This is a genomic window from Candidatus Poribacteria bacterium, from assembly GCA_026706025.1.
GTDB lineage: Bacteria > Poribacteria > WGA-4E > WGA-4E > WGA-3G > WGA-3G.
In genome coordinates this window covers 31,016-55,029 of the sequence record JAPOZO010000072.1, presented here as the reverse complement: position 1 = coordinate 55,029, position 24,014 = coordinate 31,016, and the positions used below count along the sequence as shown (strand labels likewise).

Here is a 24,014-nt window from a genome sequence, read left to right as displayed (position 1 = left end):
TCAAGTAACGACTGCTTGATCCCCAGCGGACAAGTGTCCCACTGTTTCACCCGTTTCCGTGAAGGTACGGGTCACGCTGACAGAGGCGTAAGTCCACAAAATTTTCATGGGGGCATTGCTTTCGTTCCAAAACCGGTGTGGGATGCCAGCGGGAACGAATGTCGTGTCGTAGGCTTTCATTGTAAAGACTTCGCCATCAACCTCACAGGAAGCTTCGCCTTCAAGAATCGTGACAGATTCATCACAGTTATGGTAGTGGCGTGCGATCGCTGCGCCGGGTTCAAACATCGTCACACCATTCGTAAGCGAAGTGGAATCGATCCATTTACCCGTTAACGGTACGGTTTTCACGCCAGTGCCTCGGTCAATTGGGTTCTGTTTTCCAAAATCAATTACATGTGCTTTCTCGCTCATTTTTAATCCGTTACCTTTCGCTAAGATTTGACGCAGTATACCACGAGGTGGGAAAAAAATCAAGAAATAAAGGGCGGTTTGGTTTTCAATTATCGGCGACGAGGTCTTATGAGGGTAAAGCGTTTCGGTGGGGTGTTAATTGCCTGAATCAGGATTGCAAACTGCTAACGAGTCTTGGGAAAAACCGTTGCAAACCCAGCAATTGCCTGTTGTATCTCTGCTTCGGTGTGTGTTGCCATGACGGTAAGCCTTAAGCGGCTTGTGTTCGGTGGCACCGCGGGTGGACGGATCGCTGGCGCGAACACTCCCTCGGCGAGTAATGCATCCGCAACGCTTGTTGCCTGTTGAGGGTTTCCTAACACTACCGGAAGAATCTGTGTTTCACTCGGCAATAGGGTGTACCCCAAATTAGTCAATGCAGTTTTAAGACATCTTGCATGCGAGGATAAACGTTGCCGTAATTCAGGCGAAGAACACATGACATCAAGTGCAGCATTCGCCGCTGCCAAGATCGCAGGTGGTAATCCTGTCGTGAAGATGAAACCGCGCGCCTTGTTAATGAGCAATTCAATCAGCGAGCGACTCCCCGCTATATACCCGCCAAGGGCACCGACTGCCTTGCTGAGTGTCCCCATCTGGATAATATCTGTCCCTTCCAATCCAAAATGCGTAACGGTACCGCTCCCGTCTTTTCCTAACACGCCGAATCCATGAGCATCATCTACCAGTAACATCGCATTGTAGTGTGTAGCGACTTCGTAAATATCCCGTAGCGGTGCAATATCGCCATCCATACTGAAAACACCATCCGTCACGATGAGTCGCCGCCGGAACGCGGTCGATTCCGATAACAACGTCTTGAGATGCTCCATATCGCAGTGCCGATAAACCTTCTTAGTGGCACGGCTGAGTCTACACCCGTCAATGATACTGGCGTGGTTAAGTGCGTCGCTCAAGATGAGGTCGCCTTCATCCGCAAGCACCGGAATAATGCTCGTATTGGCAGCGTACCCTGAACTGAAGACAAGCGCGGCTTCGGTGTGCTTCGTTTTGGCGAGGTTGGTTTCTAACGTTGTGTAGAGTTTGCTGTTCCCGGAGATGAGACGCGATCCACTTGCCCCTGTGCCGAAAATTTGCGTCGCCTCAACAGCAGCAGCGATCACCTGCGGGTGTGTGCTTAACCCCAGATAATTGTTTGAACCGAGCAGCACGACCTCGCGTCCATCAAGATGGATTGTGCCTGTGGGCGCGCTCATGACAGTGCGGAGGTGACGGCGTAAACCTGCTTGTTCCAGTGCCGCGCATTCTGTATCCAACCAATCGTGGCTATCCATCTCTCACCCCATGAACTGTCTCAGGAAAAGATGGCTCTGCCGCAAAGCGCGTTGTCGCATTTCTAACGTCTCTTCATAAGCCCGATCCTCTACTTCAACACAGACCGCGCCTTGGTAGTTAGTATCACTCAAGACGGAGAAAAAGCTGCCCCAATCGACATCGCCAAGTCCGGGCAGTTTCGGTGTATGATAAGACAAAGGCGTTGCGAGGATACCGACTTCATCAAGCTTTGCTCTGTCTAACCGTACATCCTTTGCATGCACGTGGAAGATTCGATCGGCGAAGGTAACAAGCGGTTTCAGATAGTCCATCTGGAGCCATATAAAGTGGGACGGGTCGAAGTTGAGTCCGAAATTCGGGGATGGGATCTCCGTAAACATCCGTTCCCAAACGGCGGGGCAGTAGGCGAGGTTTTGACCAGCGGGCCATTCGTCCTCAGTGAAAAACATTGGGCAATTCTCAATCCCAATGCGGATGCCGTGGTCGGCAGCAAAGTGAATGAGTGGTGCCCATACCTGCTTAAAGCGGTGCCAATTCTCATCTATCGTGCGTGTCTGATCTCTGCCGATGAACGTGTTCACGATGTCTATTGACAGACGTTCTGCTGCCAGAATCAGTTTCTTAAGGTGTTCACTGTAGATAGACGCTTCGGTTTCATCAGGTGTTAGTGGATTCGGGTAGTAGCCTAAGCCGCTGATTGTTATCCCGGCATCCGAGACGCATTGTAGGATTTCATCTGCTTCCACATCTGAAAGATCCGCTACATCAACGTGTGTAACACCGGCGTAACGCCGTTCCGCTTTCCCTTTGGGCCAGCACATCAATTCGACGCAATCAAAGCCGGTATCAGCCGCGAATTGGACGACTTCTGTCAACGACTGTTCCGGCAAAATCGCGCTCACAAATCCCAGTTTCATAAACAACCTCTGTTTCGTTTTAAACAGTTTATTAGCACTTACGCATTCTGTCTTAAAGTCCCCCTGATAAGGGGGATTTAGGGGGTTTCTTCCAATACGCGCAAACTATTTATGAGACGTGCTGTTGATGCTGACAAAATGCTATACCCGATGGCTCTCTCTAACATACGCTCGCAAATGCTCCAACGCGCGCCCACTGTCCATCACCGCCCGCGTCCGTGCAAATGCCTCCGCAGGTTCAGGGCAAATCCCCAATAGATAATCTACCATCGCCGTATTCAGTAGAATCCTATCGTAGATATGTCCTTTTTCACCCGATAGAGCCGCCACGCCTAATTCCGTAAACGCTTCTGCACTCGCTACCTCTGGACGCGGACTCCGTATATACTCAATTCCATAAACCGCTGGGTCTATATCCATCGCGAAGTCTTCGCGCGCATCATCCACACGCCGAAAGCCTTGCGAATAGTTGACCGCCATCCTGTCGCTTGTAGACGGTTTGCCGAGACGAAGCGCATAATGACTTGTGCCTTCTTCACCCTTGATAGCAACAGCCGCATCAAAACCACGTTCCCACGCCAATTGCAGGAGCGGTTTCTCATAACCGATGTGGTAGTAACCAAGCACCATATAATTCGACTCCCGTGCCGAAAAGAACTGCTGTGCCTTTTCCGTCGCTGCCCAAGGCGGACGTTTCTTGATATGCACCCGCAATTCACGCAAATCGTAAGCATCGCGACAATACTCACGCTGACTAATATACCCAAATCCCACCGATGCGTCTGTAATCAGTGAAGCCGTCTGCGTAAGCGAGAGTTGTGTGTTCGCACCGAGAGTCTTCAAGATTGTCTCCTCTGTCACACCGTTTTTCGGCGGCATTGCGTCCACACTATGAAGAAGTGATGCTTCACCGAGTGCAGCGCGCACCGCTGCTACAAAAAGTGTCGGACGAAAATAGCGCGTCGCGCCATCGTAAGGCTGCCCAAAATGTGTGAGTGCCGCGACATCAATTGGCTCAACTGCTTCCGGCCCGAAAAAGGCATCAAGATAACCTCTGACCTCTTCGTAAGTTTCACGGTTCATCCGTTGCCCGATAAGTGCGGCACCTTTGAACGCGGGGTTGACAGCGTCGCTGAGGATCGCTTCGCACATCTCACGCGTTTCGGCGTAACTTAAATGTTTTGCCCGTAAAATCTTTTCCAAGGCGTTCACGACAACTACCTCCGTCGCGTTCGCGGGGACATAACCCTGTTCAGGGTTCATGAGGTATTGAATTTCCGGTGGCAGTTGTTCTGTCAATACCGAGTGGTATTTACGAAACGCCGCTGCTTCTGCTGGACTCCACTGCGTCGGTTTAGGGAAATAGGCGCGGAGCGTCATCGCCGCGAAAAACGCACCCATCTGTGCCGCTGATGCAGCATCCGATGCTGGGAGTTCACCCGTTATGGATTTTAAAATTGTTTCGAGAATGGGTGCCGGTTGTGGGAAATCCGACGGGTTCACACCCAACGGACGTGTCTGATGCGGCCCTGTGCAAACGCGTGCCTGTGCCTCAAGCACATCATCATTCGGCCCTGGATATGCCGGTGTATATGAAAGAGAATCAAAATCTGCCATTTCAGGCGGTCCTCCGAGCGTAACGCCAATTACATTTCTACGGGGCAAAGTCTTTGACAAGAGAAGTTGATTCTATTATACTGCTTTTAGGAGATTAAAACAAATTTTGCTACGCTATGACACCAAAAAAACTTGACAATCGCGCGAAAACATAGTATAATTATACTATACTAAAAATAAGTTGGAAAATATCTTGCATAAGATCCGTAGCAACCGAAATATTACATTTGCCTTGGTAACTTTTTTCGCAGCGAGAAATGATACAGAAATTGCCAAAAAACCCATACAGTGACTGGGTTCACGGCGAAAATCAGAAAATTGCCAAAAACGAAGAAAGTTACCATTTGGTAACTTTTCGGGATAAAAAATCTGTTTTTGGTATCTTTCAAGACAGTGGAGAAAATATCCCAGCAAAGATCAAATAAAGCCGATAAACCTTAATCGAAAAGTGCTATGCTATTGACAATATCAACCACATATTCTCCTGCGACAGACCTCGGTTATCTGTTGCATAAACACCCTGCGCGGCTGCAATCTTTTGAACTTACTTTTGGGCAAGCACACGTCTTCTATCCAGAAGCACGCACTGAAAAATGCACAGCAGCACTACTGCTTGATATTGATTCGGTTGCACTTGTCCGCCGTCCTCACGGGCAATTCGCAGAAAATTTCGCATTGGCACAATACGTTAGTGACCGTCCATACGTTGCTTCGTCGTTCTTGAGTGTCGCAATCGCGCGGGTGTTTGGCAGCGCGTTGTCCGGCAAATGCAAAGAGCGTCCACAACTTGCGGAGACCGAGATCCCTCTAACGGCACAATTATCCATCTTACCGTGTCGCGGCGGAGAGAAATTGCTGCGACGACTTTTTGAGCCACTGGGTTATACAGTAACAGCAGAACGACACGGGTTAGACCCACACTTCCCAGATTGGGGACAGAGCCGTTATTTCACAGTAACACTCGAAAACACCTGTCGCGTGAGCGAACTCCTCACGCACCTCTACGTTTTGATGCCTGTACTTGACGACGAGAAGCACTACTGGGTGGGTGATGCAGAGATCGAAAAACTCTTAAAGCATGGTAACGATTGGCTCGCTGAGCATCCAGAACAAGAATCTATTGCCCGTCGCTACTTAAAGCATCAACGACACCTGACGCGTGAGGCACTCGCCCAATTGCGCGAGGAAGAGGCACAAGCGACTGACGAGACGGTTCAAGTAGGAGAGGCACAAGTTGAAGAACGGATCGGGCTGAATGAAATTCGCTTGGCTACGGTGACTGAGAGCCTCAGGCAGTCCGGCGCGAAACGCGTTCTTGATTTAGGGTGCGGCGAAGGAAAGTTACTCCGTAAATTGTTAGCTGAAAAGCAGTTTGAAGAGATCGTTGGAATGGATGTTTCACATCGCGCCCTGAAGATCGCACAAGAACGCCTCCATTACGACAGGTTGCCGGAGAAACAGAAAGCACGGCTTCGCTTGTTCCAAGGGTCGCTTGGGTATCGAGATAAACGCTTAACTGGATACGATGCCGCCGCGGTGGTAGAAGTAATTGAACACTTAGATTTACCACAACTCGCGGCTTTTGAGCGAGTCCTGTTCGAGTTTGCCTGTCCACGGACGGTTGTGTTGACGACACCGAACATAGAATACAACGTGAAATTTGAGAATCTACAGGGTGGGAATTTTCGGCATAAAGACCATCGTTTCGAGTGGACACGTGACGAATTTCAGTCTTGGGCAGCAGATGTCGCCAAACGCTTCGGGTATACCGTTGTGTTTCACCCGATCGGACCGGAGGCTGAAGACGTTGGTGCCCCGACCCAGATGGCGGTCTTTAACCGCGAAGGTTCTGGAGAACATATAACATGAAAAAACAGATGTTTATGGCGGGAAAAATAAAGAGTGAGGGTACTGAGAATGCTTATTAGGGTTCCTGAACCTTCACTGATCCTCCTCATTGGACCCTCCGGTTCAGGCAAATCTACCTTTGCACATAAGCATTTTAAGCCGACCGAAATCCTTTCATCGGATTTCTGCCGAGGGCTTGTTTCGGACGATGAGACCGATCAGACGGCAACGAACGACGCATTTGAAGTGCTGCATTTCATTGCTGCAAAACGGCTCGCTGCTGGGAAATTGACGGTCATTGATGCAACCAACGTCCAAGCTGAAGCACGGAAGCCTTTGGTCGCATTGGCGCGCGAATACCACTGTTTAATTGTTGCTATTGTGTTTAACATGCCCACGAAACTCTGTCAGGAAAGAAACGATGCACGTCCCGACCGCAATTTTAAACCGCATGTTATCCGCCAGCAGCATCAGCAACTCCGCCGTTCACTGCGCAATCTTAAGCGCGAAGGTTTTCGGAACTTCCTCTATATGATGTCCACACCGGAAGCCGTTGAAGCCGTCCAGGTCGAACGCCAACCCTTATGGGTGAACCGCACAGACGAGCAGGGACCCTTTGACATCATTGGTGATATTCACGGTTGTTTCGATGAACTGGTTGAATTGCTTAAAGAACTCGGTTATACTATCTCAACACAGTCCGATGGTAACACCGTCGTTGCGCCACCACAGGGCAGGAAAGCCGTCTTCGTCGGGGATTTTGTTGACCGAGGTCCAAAGGTCCCAGAAGTCTTACGCTTAGTCATGCAGATGCAAAAGGCTGACGCAGCGATCTGTGTGCCGGGGAATCATGATGTAAAACTGGTGCGTGCACTTCGCGGCAAAAATGTAAAACCGACACACGGGTTAGCAGAATCGCTCGCGCAATTGGAGAAAGAACCAGCCGAATTCAAGACACAAATCGCAGAATTCTTAGATAGTTTGGTGAGCCACTACGTCCTTGATAATGGAAAACTGGTCGTTGCGCATGCTGGAATGAAGACAGAATTACAAGGTAGGGCATCCGGGCGCGTCCGGGAATTCGCACTCTACGGCGAAACCACAGGAGAAACCGATGAATTTGGCTTACCGATTCGGCTCAATTGGGCTGACGAGTATCGCGGTGCTGCAACTGTTGTTTATGGGCACACCCCAATCCCAGAACCGCAATGGGTAAACCGCACAATCAACATTGATACCGGATGTGTTTTCGGCGGCAAACTCACGGCACTACAGTACCCTGAAAGAGAACTCGTATCTGTCCCGGCACACCAAACGTATTATCAACCGGCGAAGCCATTTCTTGCGGATGAGAGCCAACGATCTACCAAAACACACGCGTCCGACGATATCCTAAACATTGATGATGTACTCGGAAAACGCATTATCAGCACGCGGTTACATCACAACGTGACAATCCGTGAAGAGAATACGATCACCGCACTTGAGACAATCAGCCGTTTCGCTGTAGATCCGAAATGGCTTATCTACCTTCCACCGACAATGTCTCCGACCGAAACAACTAACAGCCCCGGTTTGCTTGAGTATCCAGCGGAAGCGTTCACTTATTATCGCAAACAGGGTGTATCCAATGTCGTCTGGGAAGAAAAACACATGGGGTCGCGTGCTGTCGTTATCGTTTGTCGAGATCCTGAAACCGCAAAAAGACGATTTGGTGTCGCGGACGACACGCTTGGCATCTGTTACACACGGACCGGCAGACGCTTCTTTGACGATACTACAATTGAAACCGAACTGTTGAAACGGGTGAAGGCGGCAATTGACAAAGCCGATTATTGGGAGACCCTAAACACAGATTGGATCTGTCTCGACTGTGAACTCATGCCGTGGTCGGTTAAAGCCCAAGAATTGTTACGGCAACAATATGCCCCGGTAGGCGCATCGGCGCGTGTTGCTTTGGAGGAAGCCCTTACCGCCTTGGAAACCGCTGCCGAACAGGGTATTGACGTAAGCCCTATATTAGATGACTATCGTCAACGCGCAGAAGCAGTGACCGGATACGTCAAGGCTTATCAGCAGTACTGTTGGCATGTCCAATCTATTGCGGACCTGAAGTTAGCACCGTTCCATTTACTCGCTACAGAAGGGACGGTATATTTCGATAAAAACCATCTCTGGCACATGGAAACGCTTCGCAAGCTCTGTGAAAATTCTGAAGGGAATCTGTTGTTCACAACTTCCTACGGGACGGTTGATGTAACTGACGACACAAGCCAAACTAAAGCGATCCATCGATGGGAAGAACTCACCGAGCAAGGCGGTGAAGGCACAGTCATCAAGCCTCTGGATTTTATCGTTCAAGGCAAGCGAGGCTTAGTCCAACCCGCTGTGAAGTGCCGAGGTCGTGAATACCTGCGGATCATCTATGGACCGGAATATACCTTACCGCAAAACTTAGAACGTCTCCGATCGCGCGGACTCTCTCACAAACGTTCCCTCGCGCTTCGAGAGTTTGCGTTGGGCGTTGAGGCACTTGAGCGTTTCATTCACAGTGAACCGTTGTCCCATGTTCATGAATGCGTTTTCGGGATTCTGGCACTCGAAAGTGAAGCAGTCGATCCAAGACTCTGAAGTTTTTTGATGAAAATCTTTGAAGATTACAACGAACCTTAGAAAATAGGAATTTCATTGGAAATGAAAAAGCGATCACTATACTACCTGTTAATTTTTTGCCTCGGTTTAGCAGTATGCCCGAGTTGTACAAGGCAAGAAACTTCCAATCCTACTACACCGGAAAACAACTCCGAAGTTGTACTTGAAAACTATCGACTGACCGGAGATGAAACGTGGGAACCTGAGAAGACTTACATTGTAAATGGGACGTTGGAAATTCCACGGAGTATGACCCTCAACATTCCACCCGGTACCACTGTTAAATTTGGACGAAACGCTCTCGTCACTGTAAAAGGGATCCTAAAAATTGGTGCACCTTTAGCACAAGCGCAGGTAACCCAACTCGTGTATCTTACATCTGACAATATCGGACCTGCACCTGGTGATTGGAACGGTATCTTCTTCGACCATACGCACGATTTGGAGAGTTTTATTAGAGGCACAGTTATAGAATATGCCACAGTCGCCTTGGATGTCAAAACGACATCACCGACGGTAGCAGAATGCACGCTTCGGTTCAATGAAACCGCTATCGCTTTAGATGGTAGCGATGCACGCGTCCGGTACAACGATATTGTCGACAATAGCATCGGAATTAGCACGATTGGGCGGCAAACGCTCCCTCGTATTGAAAAGAACAATATTGCTAAGAATGAAACCGGTATTTTCTGTGAAAATGTCCAGTCTACCATTCAACATAACAATCTAAATGCGAATATCTTCGCGCTTCGCTTGAATGTAAAGTTTGACCTCGTAGTCATCAACAATTGGTGGGGACATTCAGATCCAACCGAAATAGCGACTGTTATTATAGATGGTGGCGATCCAGGGTTAATCAATAAGCAGATAGGCACGGTTCATTATGAACCGTTTACGGATGTCCGAATTGTTGATGCTGGGTTTCCATATTCAACACTCCTCGCTGAATTGGGGAAATAATAAGCTTGAAAACGCACTTTCAGAGCGGGCTAATGCTGTTGGATTCTATGTGCTACAGGAGAATCTAATAGATGCGTGATTTTCTAAAAAATATGGTGGCAACCCTCATCTGTTTATCAGGCATACACATTCTCATTCGGGAATTCCTCTGCCGGAACCGGGTCGCTATCCTCATGTATCACGATACAAAGCCGACAGTCTTCGCGAAACATCTCGCTTATCTTTCACGCCATTACACGATCATATCACTGGATACCTTGGTCTCTGCTATCTACCAGAAGGATTTCTCACGAGTACCCGAAAAAAGTGTTGTAATTACAATCGACGATGGTCACGCCGGTAATATTGAACTCTTACCCCTTTTCAAGCAGCATCGTATTCGTCCGACGCTCTTTGTCTGCACTCGGATTATCAATACGCATCGGCATTTTTGGTTCAGAATAGATGAACACTCTAAAGCGGAAAGAGAAAAACTCAAGCGGCTGCCGAATGCAGAACGGTTGGCATACCTGAAACGGACGGCTGACTTTGAACCTGAAAATGTTTATCCAGACAGGCAGGCACTGAATATCGTGGAAATGAAGGAGATGATGGCGGACGTTGACTTTCAACCGCATACGCAGTTCCATCCGATTCTGCCGCATTGCACCGAAACGGAGTGTAGGCAAGAAATTATTGGGAGCAAGGTGGATTTAGAAAAACTTTTGGGGGTTGAATGTTCTCATTTCAGTTACCCCAACGGTGATTATACCGAACGCGAAATTAAGATGGTGAAAGCGGGTGGATTCCGATCAGCGCGCACAACGGTTATAGGCTGGAATACACTTGAGACTGCACCCTATCAACTGAAGACTATTCCGATTGCCGATGATGCTCGGCGCGCGCTTTTCCGGGCGCAACTCACAACAATCCCGCAACGCCTTAATCAATGGGTGAGTTCTTTATTTTCAAAGTAAAGGTTGACCGATACGGTTATACCAGTGTTAAGGGTGCTTGTCTCGGATTAAAATGCACACATTCAGAGGGTGTGATGTGCTGAGTATCAGTGTGTTGTAGCCTGCTCCCGCGACAACTTGTCGCTTGACAATTTCTGTTGGATGTGTTACAATATTGGCATGTTGCCTGCGGGTTTTTCCACGGTTTCTGAAGGTTTATCGCACCCGCATCGCTATTTTACGCAAAACTTATACCTATGTTATTGGGAGGTGATTTAGATGGTTTTCTTAACAGGTGCCAGAGGTTACATTGGCGGACACTTGCATCAAGCATATCCTTCGGCAAAAACGCTTGATGAAAACAGATGTTTTCAGCGTTGGGAGACACTGTTCTCTGAAATACGAAATTCAATAGAACAAGCAGCAACAATTATTCATTGCGGTGCAATAGCCGATTCGCTTTATCAAGACCCTGATATCTTTAAATGGAATTACGAAGCGACAAAACAAATTGCTGATATGGCGCGTCAAGAAAACGCCTCTCTCATTTTTATATCGTCTTGCACGGCAATCTCCCCGAAATCATTATATGGATGGTCCAAGCGAGTTGCTGAAGATTACATCCGAGCCAACAATGAAAAGTATTGCATTTTAAGGCTCTACAATGTCTACGGTGCTGAGGAAAATCGGCCGCCTGAAAACCATTCTGTACCTGAAAAACTCATGCGGCGGACACTCCGCTATGTATTCTATCCATTCCGACGAGACTATATCCACGTAGAGGATATTGTTCGGGCTGTCCACTATGTTGAAGATTCAAATATTACAGGCACCTATGATGTTGGAACGGGGAAAGCCGTTGAAGTGAAAGAACTCGCAAAGTTAACCGATGGCGAATTCTATACGGAGACAACAGCTGCAGATGTTTTAGGGGAAAACCACCCACCCCTTGAACTGCAAGCACGTTCAGAATTTATGATCCCCGGCTTTAAACCAATTCGAGATGTGTTTTCTCAGTTTGTTGGCACTTAGGTGGAGAATGAAAATCAATACATCAGACCCCAGTTGTAATCTTCTACTTTGCTTTAGCCACCAATACAGAGCGCATGACACAAAATACAACCCGCTTCGCGACACGAAATGTAGATATACCTTGGGCGCGCTGGAAACCCAAACAGCCTCGCCAATTGTAGCAGAATGCACACTATTCTGAACGTCTCCCAAAACCACTATATTCGCGGCGGCTCTGACCGCTACTTTTTTGTGCTTGCCGAATTGTTGCAAAAGCACGGACACCGAATCATCCCCTTCACGACGGCGAGTGCTGAGAACGAACCCTCCGAATGGGAACGTTATTTTCCACACGGTGCAAATTTTGAGCAACCACGGATAGCGGACTTGCTACGCTTTTTATATTCCCAAGATGCCGTTAAATCAATTCGACGATTGCTAAAGGACACAGAGATTGACCTCGCGCATTTCCATATCTACTACGGTAAATTAACTGCCTCAATTTTAGGCGAACTTAAAGAAGTTGGCATCCCACTCGTTCAGACGTTACACGACTTTAAATTGACCTGCCCAGTTCATAGTCATATCTCAAACGAAGAAATTTGTGAAGCCTGTGAAGGTAAACACTTCTGGCGCGCGCTACCGAAACGCTGCAATAGGGGTTCATTCACACGCACTGCTTTGAACGTTACCGAATCTTATGTTTCTCGGATACTCGGTTCACATGATAAGTTTGACCATTTTATTTCGGTATGCCACTTCAACCGGGAAAAGATGATACAGTATGGTATCCCTGGAAATAAAATATCAACCATACACAACTTTGTTGATGTCTCCGACATCACGCCGAGTTCCAAAATCGGGGACTATCTTCTCTATTTTGGGCGGTTGTATCGGGCAAAAGGTATTTTTACGTTGATAGAAGCTGCGCTGCCACTCAAGCACGTACCCCTCTATATTGTCGGAGATGGTGAGGCGGTGCCTGAAATCCAGCGTATGCTTGAACAGAATGGGTGTGAGCATATCCATCTTCTCGGTTTTAAGCAGGGCGATGAACTTCGGGAACTAATTCAGAATAGCATTTGTATGATCTTGCCATCCGAGTTGTATGAGAACTGTCCGATGTCTATTTTAGAATCTTATGCCTACGGCAGACCAGCGATCGGTGCCGATATCGGTGGAATCCCTGAACTCATCGAAGACGACGTTGATGGATTGCTCTTTCCAGCGGGCGAACGAGACGCGCTGCGGGAACGCTTGTTATGGATGTTTGAACATAAAACCGAAGCTATAGGGATGGGGCGCGCAGGCCGCCGCAAGGTGGAAACCGAGTTTAATCCAGAGATTCATTATGAAAAGATTATGAATGTCTATCAACAATTTTTGTAGAGACTCTCTCCTAAATCAGATGTTGCTAAACGCTGCTTCTGTGCTTCAATTCGGTAAACTGTTTGTAGGACGCGTTTAAAAATCGCGGATAAGCATGATTTTTTTTGAAAATTGAGACCAAATATGCTATAATTTCTTAGCAAGGTTGTATACTGAAGAATGTATCCTAAAGTGCACAAACCTGTCGCTTTAGGGTCATAGAACAGAGATTAAACCTTTCATTAACTTTTTGATTTACAATTTAAAATAAAGGACATTAACTATGTTAAAATTTCAAATATTTCTCGTTGCTGTTTTGATGAGTTGCATTGCCTTTATGTCTTGTGAGCGGGCACAACAAATAGTAAGCCCGGTCATGCCAGAGGCGGATACCGCAGAACCCGCTGACACAGCAGAACCCGCTGACACAGCAGAACCCACTGACACGACAGAACCCAGTGATGTGGTGGATATGCCAGATATGACTGACCCAACTATGGTAGGATCTTCTGTCGTTATTAACGAACTGATGGCAGACAATGACAATATTATCGCTGATCCACAGGGAGATTATGACGATTGGCTTGAGTTGTATAACCTCACCGATAGTGCTGTGCTGCTCACTGGAATGTATCTTTCTGACAAAGAGGACAATCTTACCAAGTGGGAATTTCCGGAAAATACCGAGATCACAGCAAATGGGTATTTGATTGTGTGGTTAGATGAAGATCATGATGACGAAAATGCGACTGAAGGACTGCATGCCAACTTCAAACTGTCTAAAAGTGGTGAGACGGTCATCCTTGTCGGGACAGACGCGCATGGCAATCGAGTACTGGATAGCGTTACGTTTGGAGAGCAAGAGACAGACGCATCCTTCGGACGCTTGCCAGATGGCACCGGTGATTTCCAAGTTGTACAGGCGACCCCTGGCGCAGCAAATATGGCAAAGTAGAACCCGAATAATCACCTAAGTTGCTTCAGTGAACCTAAATATTAAAGTTTATCCTTTGGAGTAGAGGGTGTAAGACCTGCAATCGCAAGTGCCCTTTGTTGATACCACAATCCGCTCCGCGCAGGGGGATCCTTCCGCCTGCGCGGAGCGGGGGGAGTATGTCAACTGAAATATAAAATTGATTTTCTAAGATTGCTGATGAGGAGTATAAATTTGGAGTTTTTCACATATACCGTATCAATGCGCACACCGCTTTTAAACTGGACCGCGGGGATTGCCCATATTGTCGTCCTAACTCTCATCGCATGCGCTCTCTTTTTCACACCCTACCAAATGGTAATCGCACAAGTTGTACATATTCCGGATCCGAATCTCCGCGCCGCCCTTGAATTGGCACTTGATAAAGAGACTGGGGCGGACATTACTCGGGCTGATATGGAAAGTTTGGAAGTGCTTCAAGCCAGCAGGTGTCACTTTTTAAAACCGACCGGAATCCCAAGATGGTTGCCAGTACCACAGAGATGTCCAGATGATAGATTCGGGACCGACATTCAAGATCTAACCGGACTTGAATTTGCTGTCAACTTGAAAGAGCTGCATCTTGCTCATAACCAAATATCAGATGTGTCGCCACTCAAAACATTGACAAAACTCATAGTGTTAGATCTTCACCAAAACTCTAAAATATCCGATGTTTCTCCACTCAGTAATTTGACAAACCTTACACACCTTTCTCTATGGGGGAACCGGGTATTTGATGTTTCGCCACTCGGTGTCCTCACAAACCTTACCTACTTATCTCTTGAACACAACCGTGTATTTAATGTATCGCCACTCAGTAATTTGATAAACTTGACAGGATTGGATATTGAAACTAACCGAATATCTGATTTGTCGCCACTCAAAGTTTTAACAAAACTCGAATACTTAGATTTTGACCACAACTGGATATCAGATATCTCTCCGATCAAAGATATGGTAGGACTAACACTTCTGGATGCTTCCGACAACCAGATATCAGATGTGTCGCCACTCGCAGGTTTGACGAGACTGAGGCAACTGGATATTGATGATAACCAGATATCAGATGTGTCGCCACTCGCAGGTTTGACGAGACTCATAGGACTTCAACTTGATGGCAACCAGATATCGGATGTGTCGCCACTCGCAGGTTTGACGAGACTCTCCGGGCTTCAACTTGATGACAACCAGATATCAGATGTGTCGCCACTCGCAGGTTTGACGAGACTGAGGCAACTGGATATTGATGATAACCAGATATCAGATGTGTCGCCACTCGCAGGTTTGACGAGACTCATAGGACTTCAACTTGATGGCAACCAGATATCGGATGTGTCGCCACTCGCAGGTTTGACGAGACTCTCCGGGCTTCAACTTGATGACAACCAGATATCAGATGTGTCGCCACTCGCAGGTTTGACGAGACTGAGGCAACTGGATATGGACCACAACCAGATATCAGATGTGTCGCCACTCAAAGATATGGTGGGACTAACATTGCTGGATCTTGATGACAACGGGTTATCGAACATATCCGCACTTAAGAATTTGAGACTATTGAGAGTGTTAGATCTTGGAGACAATCAGATATCCAATGTGTCGCCACTGAAAAATATGGTAAATCTAACAGAATTGGATCTTAACGACAATGAAATATCGGATGTGTCGCCACTCAGAGATATGGTAAAACTGACGATACTTGATCTTGATGGCAACCAGATATCGGATGTGTCGCCACTCGAAGGTATGACGGAACTGACGATACTTGATCTTGATGGCAACCAGATATCGGATGTGTCACCACTCAAAGATATGGTAAAACTGACAGAATTAGATCTGCATGACAACCAGATATCGGATATATCCGCTCTCAAAGATTTAACAAACTTAGTGATACTAAATCTTAGGGACAACCAGATATCGAATTTCTCTCCAATTGCTGGATTGATAGGGAATCTGACGGAATATGATGATAGTAATCAAATGGAGACGTTTGTCAAGACAGCAGATGTGAACCGGAATGGTACTGTGGATCTGATAGACCTTATCTTAGTGGCAGTTCACTTTGACAATCCTGATTTTGCAGATGCCGCCCGATTGGGTGTCTATCCAGATGTTAACGGCGATGGTGTTGTTGATGTGAAAGATTTAGTCGAAGTTGCTGCAGAAATAGATACCGACGCGGCCGCTCCCATGCTCAGGAACAATCCAAGCGAGATATCCAGTCTCACTATAGAGAATCTTCCTAAGTGGATTGCTCTTGCAAGGCAGCTTAAACAGGACCCGGGCACACAAAAAGGTATTGCAGTCTTGGAACAGATCTTGGCATCTCTCACTCTTATTGAAGAATCGCCGAAAGTGACAGCACTACTGGCAAACTATCCAAATCCATTCAACCCGGAGACATGGATACCCTATCAGTTGGCAAAGCCCGCTGAGGTTAGCATTTCAATTCATTCTACGGATGGAAAACTTGTAAGAACATTGGAGTTGGGGCAGTTGCCTGTAGGAATATATCACAACAAGTTTCGCGCAGCATATTGGGATGGCCGGAATGAATTCGGCGAGTCTGTGGCAAGCGGTATCTATTTCTATACACTCACCGCAAATGATTTCGTGGCTACTGGCAAAATGATTATTGAAAAATAGTATCAAATCAGGCAAAGCCAATTGCTTTTCGGTTTTCCATTTCTCGTGTTCCCTCAATTTCTCAATTGGGCTTCTTTAGTAAATCCAGTAATAGACATATTTCCAATCAAAAAACCGAGATTAGGAGTCTTAACTGTAGGAACTGAGTGGTTTGGTGTTAAATACCAGCGTTTTTAATTCTAATAAGGAAACTTTTAACGGACTACACCGTAAGGAGAAAAATGAGAATTTTAATAACGTTACTGCTCATTTTTTGCCCGCTGTGCACAGCATCAAGTGAAATTCGATTTGAGGATGTGTCGCAGCAAGTGGGTATTAACCGTGTTGGTGAAAGTTGGGGGAATGCTTGGGGTGATTTTGACGGTGATGGGTACCTTGATTTGTGGGCTAATAATCACCGCCACAAACCAAGCCTTTATCGGAATAATGGTGATGGCACCTTCACAGACGTTATTGACGAGGTATGGGATGCAAATCCCGAGGCGGATACACACGGTTCGGCATGGGCAGATTTTGATAACGATGGTGACCAAGATATGATTGTGTTATCCGGTGCTGGGGGCGGGTCAGGCAATTTACACCGGAACCACTATAACCATTTTTATATAAATGAGAACGGTCTATTGGTAGAACGTGCTGCCGACTTCGGTTTGGATTATCCATATTTGCGAGGTAGGACCCCTCTCTGGTTGGATTTAAACCGTGATGGTCGGCTGGATCTTCTTCTCATGGGTGATGCTGGGCGGGATAAGACTGGTAACTTAGCCCCATCTGCTCTGTTCGCACAAACGATGAATGGTTTTGAAAATATCACCGCCGCTGCTGGGTTCCTGCAACCGAGTGGTAAGTTAGCACAATATTCTGATATAACTACAGATGGAGATATGGAAATCATCATTAGTAATCAGAAGTATCCGCTCGTAATATATGATACATCTGTAAGTCTCCTTGAAAATTTAGTTGGGATACTTAAAATTCCTTTTAGTTACCCTGTACAAGATGCTGCAATTGCAGATTTTAACGGAGATCTGCTCCCCGATTTCTTTGTCGCCCGCGTGGTTTACCAGTCTCACGCAACGCAGATAGATCCTTGGAAATTAGAATTAAACATGCGAAACAATCCAACAGAAAAAGGGGTTAGTTTCAAAACGGAAGGGGATGTCTCTTTTCAAGTGTACTCAGAATGGGGACCGCGGTTACCTTTAGTTGTAATCGGTGCCGATGGACACCCGGTAACAGCGTTTGATGGCGGTGAGTTTCAAGCTGTAATACCGACCCGACGATCGGCAATTTTTGAAGTCACACTCTCTCCTGATGATCCGAGGGTCATAGGGTTGAAGCCTCGCGCTACATTTCCAAAATATGGGATTTATGTGGGGTATCAGCCGGATACAAAAAAATGGACGCTCATCTACAAACTTCCCGCTTCAGTAACCATGGTAGAAGCGACACAACCTATATCAGAATTAGAAACTATTAACTTTTCATTGACGGATCTGCAGCCGCAGCCGTCGTCTCGGCTGGTGATTAACCGCGGAAATATGTTCCAGAGTTCTGGAGCCGCGGGGACTTTTAATACCTTTGAAGACGGATGTTCTGTCGCAGCAGGTGACTTTGATAACGATATGGATATTGATCTCTATCTTGTGCGTTCAACAAGTGCTGAGAACCTTCCTAATCACCTTTATGAAAACCGAGGAAATGGTGATTTTATCCAACGCGCTGACGCAGGCGGCGCAAATGGAAGCACACAAGGGCGAGGAAAAAGCGTGACGATGGCTGACTACGACAGAGATGGTTATCTTGACTTTTTTGTCACCAACGGCAGAGGCCCTTACCCTTTGAGCAGGGGACCTGATCAACTTTTCCGAAATATGGGCGTTGGCAATAATTGGCTCCAAATTGATCTGGAAGGAACCGTTTCAAATCGGGATGGGATCGGCGCAAGGTTATTCGCAACGACACCTGATGGGAAAACCCAACTCCGCGAAAATGGTGGAGGTATCCATACAGCGCAGCAGGATCAGAAACGCATCCATTTCGGATTGGCACAGAATGAAAGGGTGAGTGAATTAGTCATAAACTGGCCCAGTGGTATCGTACAGAAATTAACGGATGTCCCCATCAATCAAGTATTGCACGTTGTTGAACAGGGTAAGCAAATGTTTCATACTGGCGATGTCAATCAGGATGGCCAGGTGGATATACTTGACCTCCTTATTACCGTAGTACATTTCGGCGAAAAACCACCTACAGACCGGCGAGTTGATACCAACAAAGATGGAGAGATAAATATCGAGGATCTCGTTGCGATTATTAAGGTTATTGAAGAGAATCAAAATATCGCTGCAGCACCGGTTCGGAAACATCAAACTACTCCGATGCCCACTGCTATATCAAATGATATCACCGCATTGTCCGATGCCGCTATCGCCCACCTCCATTCTTTTTACCAAAAAATTGAAGAAGTTCCAGGGAACACTACACAAATAGCATTGGTAAAACGTTTTTTAAAACAATTGTTGATGCCTGTTAATGGTCCCTTGGAGACAAAACTCTATGCCAACTATCCGAATCCGTTTAATCCTGAAACCTGGATTCCGTACCAACTCGCAAGAGATGCTGAAGTCACGATACGTATCTATAACGCGTCAGGACAGGTTGTGCGAACAGTTTTCTCTGGACATCAAGCGTCGGGGTATTATCTCAGCCGCGATCAGGCAGCGTATTGGGACGGTAGAAACGAATTGGGTGAACAGGTCGCGAGCGGCGTTTATTTCTATGAATTGACAACGCCAACATTCACGCAAACAAAACGACTCGTAGTCACGAAATAGAGATTTTCTTTCTCTTTTTCTTCCCGTGCTATAAATCATGAAGTGAGAGAAAGAGAACAACGTACAGGGCCAGCAGCAAGCTGACAACGGAGAGTTGCGGACCTTAAGCAAACTCTGAAATTACCATTGGTGTCATTTCACGCTTGGCTTAAAATTAAAAACATGAAAAAAAAAGCATTAGTTACAGGCGGTGCGGGCTTTATGGGCGCACACGTAGTCGATGAACTTCTTCGCGATGGCGATACAGATGTCGTCGCACTTGACGACCTCAGCGGAGGTTTCCGAGAAAATCTCAACCCCACCGCAACCTTCGTTGAAGGAAGCATCCTTGATGTTTCGCTGATAAATAAACTCTGTGAGCAATACCAATTCGACTATATCTATCATCTTGCCGCTTATGCAGCAGAGGGACTCAGCCACTTCATCAAGCGATTTAACTACCAAAATAACCTTATTGGGAGTGTAAATCTTATTAATGCCGCAGTGAACCACAATGTCAAACGATTTGTGTTTACTTCTTCTATCGCTGTTTACGGGGAGAACCAACTCCCTATGCATGAAGGGCTTACCCCTATGCCAGAAGATTCTTATGGTATTGCCAAGTACGCCGTAGAGCAGGAACTCGCTGTCTCCAAACGGCTTTTCGGCTTGGATTACACTATTTTTCGTCCGCACAACGTCTATGGTGAACTCCAGAATATCAGCGATAAGTACCGAAACGTTATCGGTATCTTCATGAACAACATTATGCAGGATGAACCGCTCCGTATTTTTGGAGACGGCGAACAGACGCGTGCTTTCACACATATCGCAGATGTCGCCCCACACATCGCTCGCGCTGTAGATGTCCCCGGAGCGTCGAGTCAAATTTTTAACGTCGGTTCGGATAAACACGTCTCGGTGAACGAGTTAGCGGATTTAGTGATGACAGCAATGGATAAGGAAGTGCGTGTTATCAACGTGCATGCGAGAGAAGAGGTTAAACACGCCTATTGTTCCCATGAGAGGTTCCAGCAGGTTTTCGGAACAGCATCGCAGGTCGCATTAGACGACGGACTCCATCGCATGGCAGCGTGGGCTAAATCGGTTGGGCCACGTCCCGCTACCCAGTTTAGTGACATTGAGATTCGCAAAAATCTGCCCGAAGGTTGGAAATAAGTGCGTCCAGCCGGAACTCAAAAACCGCTATGGTCAAAAAACTCCTACAGCACAAGACTTTTTCGGTCATGGTGATTACCTTTGCTGGAATGGGGTTGAGCCTCCTTGTCCGGGCTATCTTGATTCCAAGGCGGTTCGGTTTTACCGTTACAGCTGATGAACTTACTGCCGCATTGACGATTGTGTTGGTCGTTGATACGATTGTCCGAGAAGGTGCTAAATTTAGCCTTGTGCCACTCTTCGTTACACGCGAAAAGGAGATGACTCGCACAGAATACAGACGCTTCACGAATAGCCTCCTGTTTTTTTTGATCTGTGTTGGCTTCGGGGTTTTTGTTCTAATTGAACTGCTCGCACCATGGATAGCAGGTGGATTATTAAGGAAGTCAACTATCAATGCTCAAAAAGGGACGACACTATTGCGGTTATGTGCCCCACTGATTATATTTGGATGTGGTAGCACAGTCCTCGGGGCGTTCTTGAACAGTCAACAGCATTTTAAAACCGTGGCACTCCGAAACGCAATACCGGCTGGTATTACAGCACTTGTGTTTTTACTGCTATGGAACACACAAAACCTTGAAAATTGGGTTGCACTCGCTTATAGTGGTGGCTTTATCACATACTTTGGTTGGTTATGCATCGGAGCGTATCGAATCGGACACCGGTATGAGGTTACAGGTATTTCTCTCGATACGCTACGTTCCTTGAAAAATACCGTCACTTTACCGACACTTGGTTTCGCAGTCCGACAAGTTACCAACCGCTTGTTAGTTGAAATATATCTCGTCTCGCACCTTGGGCAGGGCGTTGTTACACTCTATAAATCTGCCTTTCAAATTTTCTCGGCGTTACAGACACTCATCGGTATCAGTATCGCTACAACAGGCTTGCCCGATATGGCAGCCGACGGCGCGGTAAACGATAAGGAGAAATTAGGACAAACTGTCAGCCGAAATACGCGAGTCGCTATAATCATCGCGTTTCCGGTAACCCTGTTCATGCTGATATTCCACGGAAAAATTAGTTGGTTGTTGTATGGGCGTGGCGACTTTGATAACGCGTCAATTGAACTCATAGGGCAGCTCCTCTTTTGGCTCAGTACTGGTATGGTGTTTTCGTGTCTGATACCTGTATTAAATGCTGGACTCTACGCACAAAAGGCTTACCGACTCGTTTTCGCAAATATGGTAACGATGGCTGCTCTTAATTTTTTGATCGCTTACGGCTTAATCGAAACGTGGTGGATTCTCGGTGTCGCGTTGTCCATATCAATCACCGCACTTCTTGCTGTCGGAAACCTGACGTACCTCCTTAGGAGAACGCGGGTCTCTTGGTTTTAGAATGGTTTTCAGTGCGATTTTTTCTGCGAAAAAATCTTTCGGTTTTCAGTTTTCGGTTAAAGAGTTATCTTGGGGTCCTTATCAAAAAAGTTCCCGCTACAAGGTCTTAACCGACAACCGACAACCGACAACCGATAACTCTTATGAAAAATGTTGGAGATTTCAATTATCTTATTGTAGGTGGTACTACGAAAGCCGCGACAACATCGCTATTCGCCTATCTGACTGACCACCCGGCTATTTGCGCTGCTACTTATAAGGAGACTCGATTCTTCCTCAGCAGCGATTATCCGCTCCCCTCAAAATATCGATATAGCGGTGATGTCGAAGAATATGCTGCTCTGTTTCCTAACTGCGATGAAACGCAATTACGGATGGAATCGACCCCGGACTACCTATATTGTGAAAAGGCATGTGAGAGAATCGCTGAGTTTCTGCCATACGCTAAATTAGTCTTCAGTCTACGTGAACCCATTTCAAGGTTAACTTCATGGTATCGGTTCGCAAAGCAGATTGGCAAATTGCCACAAACCGTGAGTTTTGATGCGTATGTTGAGTTATTATTTACAGGCTTGAAACGCAACGGACGAGGTGAAGCACAGCATTTGCAAACACTCCAGCAGGGATGTTATACTACCTATTTGAAACGCTACTTTAACCAATTCGGTCCAGCGCGCATCCGCATTCTCTTTTATGAGGAGCTCGCAGCGGAACCCGTGAGTGTCATGGCGAGTTTATGCAACTTCGCCGGTATAGATGCCGATTTTTATGCGGACTACACTTTTAAAGTAACAAATCGCACCGAAAAGATGCGAAATTCCGAATTGCATCGGAAATATAGAGACTTCCGATTCCGACTGCGACGGTGGACTCATGACAAACCGATCATTCATAATCCATTGCGTATGATCAGACAGACAATTGAACCGATCTATCTCCGTTTGAACACGCAACCTGATAAGGAAATTCAGTTGTCAAAAGAAACACAACATCGCTTAGTTGATTATTATCAGCGTGATATTGATGCCCTTGCCGAATTGATTGGAAGCCCCTTACCATGGAAACCTCTACAAAAATCCAATTGATGATTGTTGGTGCACAGAAAGCTGGGACCTCCTCTCTCCTTCGTTACTTAGCACAGCACCCGGATATCCACACGCACGCACAGCCGGAGATGACCTTTTTCCTCCAAGACCGTGAGTACAGTCGTGGGTATCAATGGGCGTGTGCAAAATACTTTGCTGGAGAACATGGCCATGCCGAGGTCGCGGATAAACGACTCCTCGCTAAAAATGTGATGGTGATGCATTCCCCGGAAGTCATGCAACGGATTTATAAACACAATCCTGAGATACATCTCGTCGTCCTGCTGCGGGAACCTGTCGCACGTGCCTATTCCGCCTATTGGTGGGCTCGGCGAAGAGGTTGGGAGAATATCAAAACTTATGAAAAGGCACTGGCTGCTGAGGAAGATCGCCTGAACGAAGACTGGTTTAAATGGCGACAGTGTGCCTACCAGTACAACGGTATCTATTATCCACATGTCAAAAATTTGATAACGCAATTCGGTTTGAAGAATGTACACTGCATATTAACTGACGATTTGAAGGAAAACGCGCAGGCTGTTTGTCAACAGCTTTTTACATGTATCGGTGTCCGCACCGATTTTAAACCCGTCATTGGTGAAAGGCATAACCAAGCCGCTATGCCGCGTTCCGAACGATTTAATTATCTATTTACGCAGTTTCTTGCGTCCCACAATCCGCTGAGAAGAGCGATTCGGAAACTCCTGCCAGATGCTACTGCCTACAAGTTAAGAAAAACGATTCTGGATTGGAACGACAAATTCCAGAAGGACGTGAATTCAATTCCGCCGCTCAATCCAGAAACACGAGAACGCCAGATGGCGTATTTTCAACCCTTTAACGAGCAATTAGCCGAGTTATTAAACAGAGACCTCTCCTCTTGGTGTTTTAAGGATTAAACCTCCGCGC

At 46.7% G+C, this 24,014-nt stretch carries 17 protein-coding genes; 13 read left to right on the top strand and 4 right to left on the bottom strand.

What is annotated here, in order from left to right; genetic code table 11:
* The 4 genes from OXH00_18170 to OXH00_18155 all read right to left on the bottom strand — a co-directional run bounded on the left by OXH00_18170 (window position 1) and on the right by OXH00_18155 (window position 4,283).
* A complete protein-coding gene (locus tag OXH00_18170) occupies window positions 1–414 on the bottom strand; it encodes a cupin domain-containing protein (protein ID MCY3742945.1) in 414 nt (137 codons plus the stop codon).
* 164 nt (window positions 415–578) lie between these two features.
* Entirely contained in the window at window positions 579–1,748 is a 1,170-nt protein-coding gene (gene bioF, locus OXH00_18165; protein MCY3742944.1) for an 8-amino-7-oxononanoate synthase, read from the bottom strand.
* 3 nt (window positions 1,749–1,751) lie between these two features.
* Window positions 1,752–2,666 carry a sugar phosphate isomerase/epimerase gene (locus tag OXH00_18160; protein ID MCY3742943.1) on the bottom strand — a complete coding sequence of 305 codons (915 nt, stop codon included), beginning with the start codon at window positions 2,664–2,666 and terminating at the stop codon, window positions 1,752–1,754.
* A gap of 141 nt (window positions 2,667–2,807) precedes the next feature.
* Complete coding sequence (locus OXH00_18155) at window positions 2,808–4,283, bottom strand: hypothetical protein (GenBank protein ID MCY3742942.1); 1,476 nt, start codon at window positions 4,281–4,283, stop codon at window positions 2,808–2,810.
* Between the two features lie 453 nt (window positions 4,284–4,736).
* On the opposite strand from OXH00_18155, the gene OXH00_18150 reads away from it, so the two are divergent.
* The 13 genes from OXH00_18150 to OXH00_18090 all read left to right on the top strand — a co-directional run bounded on the left by OXH00_18150 (window position 4,737) and on the right by OXH00_18090 (window position 24,004).
* Window positions 4,737–6,152: a 3' terminal RNA ribose 2'-O-methyltransferase Hen1 gene (locus OXH00_18150; protein ID MCY3742941.1), complete on the top strand. Its 1,416-nt coding sequence runs from the start codon at window positions 4,737–4,739 to the stop codon at window positions 6,150–6,152.
* Window positions 6,153–6,200: 48 nt separating this feature from the next.
* The gene (locus OXH00_18145; protein ID MCY3742940.1) at window positions 6,201–8,762 is read left to right on the top strand and encodes a polynucleotide kinase-phosphatase; all 2,562 of its coding nucleotides are present in this window, start codon (window positions 6,201–6,203) and stop codon (window positions 8,760–8,762) included.
* A 63-nt stretch (window positions 8,763–8,825) separates the two neighbouring features.
* Window positions 8,826–9,743, top strand: a complete 918-nt coding sequence (locus OXH00_18140) for a hypothetical protein (GenBank protein MCY3742939.1) — start codon at window positions 8,826–8,828, stop codon at window positions 9,741–9,743.
* Between the two features lie 71 nt (window positions 9,744–9,814).
* Window positions 9,815–10,699: a polysaccharide deacetylase family protein gene (locus OXH00_18135; protein ID MCY3742938.1), complete on the top strand. Its 885-nt coding sequence runs from the start codon at window positions 9,815–9,817 to the stop codon at window positions 10,697–10,699.
* Between the two features lie 258 nt (window positions 10,700–10,957).
* Entirely contained in the window at window positions 10,958–11,710 is a 753-nt protein-coding gene (locus tag OXH00_18130) for an NAD(P)-dependent oxidoreductase (protein ID MCY3742937.1), read from the top strand.
* Window positions 11,711–11,875: 165 nt separating this feature from the next.
* Complete coding sequence (locus OXH00_18125) at window positions 11,876–13,078, top strand: glycosyltransferase family 4 protein (protein MCY3742936.1); 1,203 nt, start codon at window positions 11,876–11,878, stop codon at window positions 13,076–13,078.
* 262 nt (window positions 13,079–13,340) lie between these two features.
* On the top strand, window positions 13,341–14,012 hold the full coding sequence (locus OXH00_18120; protein ID MCY3742935.1) for a lamin tail domain-containing protein: 672 nt from the start codon (window positions 13,341–13,343) through the stop codon (window positions 14,010–14,012).
* Between the two features lie 213 nt (window positions 14,013–14,225).
* The gene (locus tag OXH00_18115) at window positions 14,226–16,682 is read left to right on the top strand and encodes a leucine-rich repeat domain-containing protein (protein MCY3742934.1); all 2,457 of its coding nucleotides are present in this window, start codon (window positions 14,226–14,228) and stop codon (window positions 16,680–16,682) included.
* 221 nt (window positions 16,683–16,903) lie between these two features.
* The gene (locus OXH00_18110) at window positions 16,904–19,519 is read left to right on the top strand and encodes an FG-GAP-like repeat-containing protein (protein ID MCY3742933.1); all 2,616 of its coding nucleotides are present in this window, start codon (window positions 16,904–16,906) and stop codon (window positions 19,517–19,519) included.
* 162 nt (window positions 19,520–19,681) lie between these two features.
* Complete coding sequence (locus OXH00_18105; GenBank protein MCY3742932.1) at window positions 19,682–20,677, top strand: NAD-dependent epimerase/dehydratase family protein; 996 nt, start codon at window positions 19,682–19,684, stop codon at window positions 20,675–20,677.
* 29 nt (window positions 20,678–20,706) lie between these two features.
* Window positions 20,707–22,020, top strand: a complete 1,314-nt coding sequence (locus OXH00_18100; GenBank protein ID MCY3742931.1) for an MATE family efflux transporter — start codon at window positions 20,707–20,709, stop codon at window positions 22,018–22,020.
* A 143-nt stretch (window positions 22,021–22,163) separates the two neighbouring features.
* A complete protein-coding gene (locus OXH00_18095; protein ID MCY3742930.1) occupies window positions 22,164–23,105 on the top strand; it encodes a sulfotransferase in 942 nt (313 codons plus the stop codon).
* A complete protein-coding gene (locus OXH00_18090; GenBank protein MCY3742929.1) occupies window positions 23,078–24,004 on the top strand; it encodes a sulfotransferase domain-containing protein in 927 nt (308 codons plus the stop codon). Before OXH00_18095 ends, OXH00_18090 begins: the two co-directional genes overlap by 28 nt.
* The last annotated feature ends 10 nt before the right edge of the window (window positions 24,005–24,014 follow it).

Bases quoted from the DNA above. Each gene is read 5' to 3' on its own strand.
- OXH00_18170 (MCY3742945.1), bottom strand. From the start codon at position 414: ATGAGCGAGAAAGCACATGTAATTGATTTTGGAAAACAGAACCCAATT.
- bioF (MCY3742944.1), bottom strand. From the start codon at position 1,748: ATGGATAGCCACGATTGGTTGGATACAGAATGCGCGGCACTGGAACAA.
- OXH00_18160 (MCY3742943.1), bottom strand. From the start codon at position 2,666: ATGAAACTGGGATTTGTGAGCGCGATTTTGCCGGAACAGTCGTTGACA.
- OXH00_18155 (MCY3742942.1), bottom strand. From the start codon at position 4,283: ATGGCAGATTTTGATTCTCTTTCATATACACCGGCATATCCAGGGCCG.
- OXH00_18150 (MCY3742941.1), top strand. From the start codon at position 4,737: ATGCTATTGACAATATCAACCACATATTCTCCTGCGACAGACCTCGGT.
- OXH00_18145 (MCY3742940.1), top strand. From the start codon at position 6,201: ATGCTTATTAGGGTTCCTGAACCTTCACTGATCCTCCTCATTGGACCC.
- OXH00_18140 (MCY3742939.1), top strand. From the start codon at position 8,826: ATGAAAAAGCGATCACTATACTACCTGTTAATTTTTTGCCTCGGTTTA.
- OXH00_18135 (MCY3742938.1), top strand. From the start codon at position 9,815: ATGCGTGATTTTCTAAAAAATATGGTGGCAACCCTCATCTGTTTATCA.
- OXH00_18130 (MCY3742937.1), top strand. From the start codon at position 10,958: ATGGTTTTCTTAACAGGTGCCAGAGGTTACATTGGCGGACACTTGCAT.
- OXH00_18125 (MCY3742936.1), top strand. From the start codon at position 11,876: ATGCACACTATTCTGAACGTCTCCCAAAACCACTATATTCGCGGCGGC.
- OXH00_18120 (MCY3742935.1), top strand. From the start codon at position 13,341: ATGTTAAAATTTCAAATATTTCTCGTTGCTGTTTTGATGAGTTGCATT.
- OXH00_18110 (MCY3742933.1), top strand. From the start codon at position 16,904: ATGAGAATTTTAATAACGTTACTGCTCATTTTTTGCCCGCTGTGCACA.
- OXH00_18105 (MCY3742932.1), top strand. From the start codon at position 19,682: ATGAAAAAAAAAGCATTAGTTACAGGCGGTGCGGGCTTTATGGGCGCA.
- OXH00_18100 (MCY3742931.1), top strand. From the start codon at position 20,707: ATGGTCAAAAAACTCCTACAGCACAAGACTTTTTCGGTCATGGTGATT.
- OXH00_18095 (MCY3742930.1), top strand. From the start codon at position 22,164: ATGAAAAATGTTGGAGATTTCAATTATCTTATTGTAGGTGGTACTACG.
- OXH00_18090 (MCY3742929.1), top strand. From the start codon at position 23,078: ATGGAAACCTCTACAAAAATCCAATTGATGATTGTTGGTGCACAGAAA.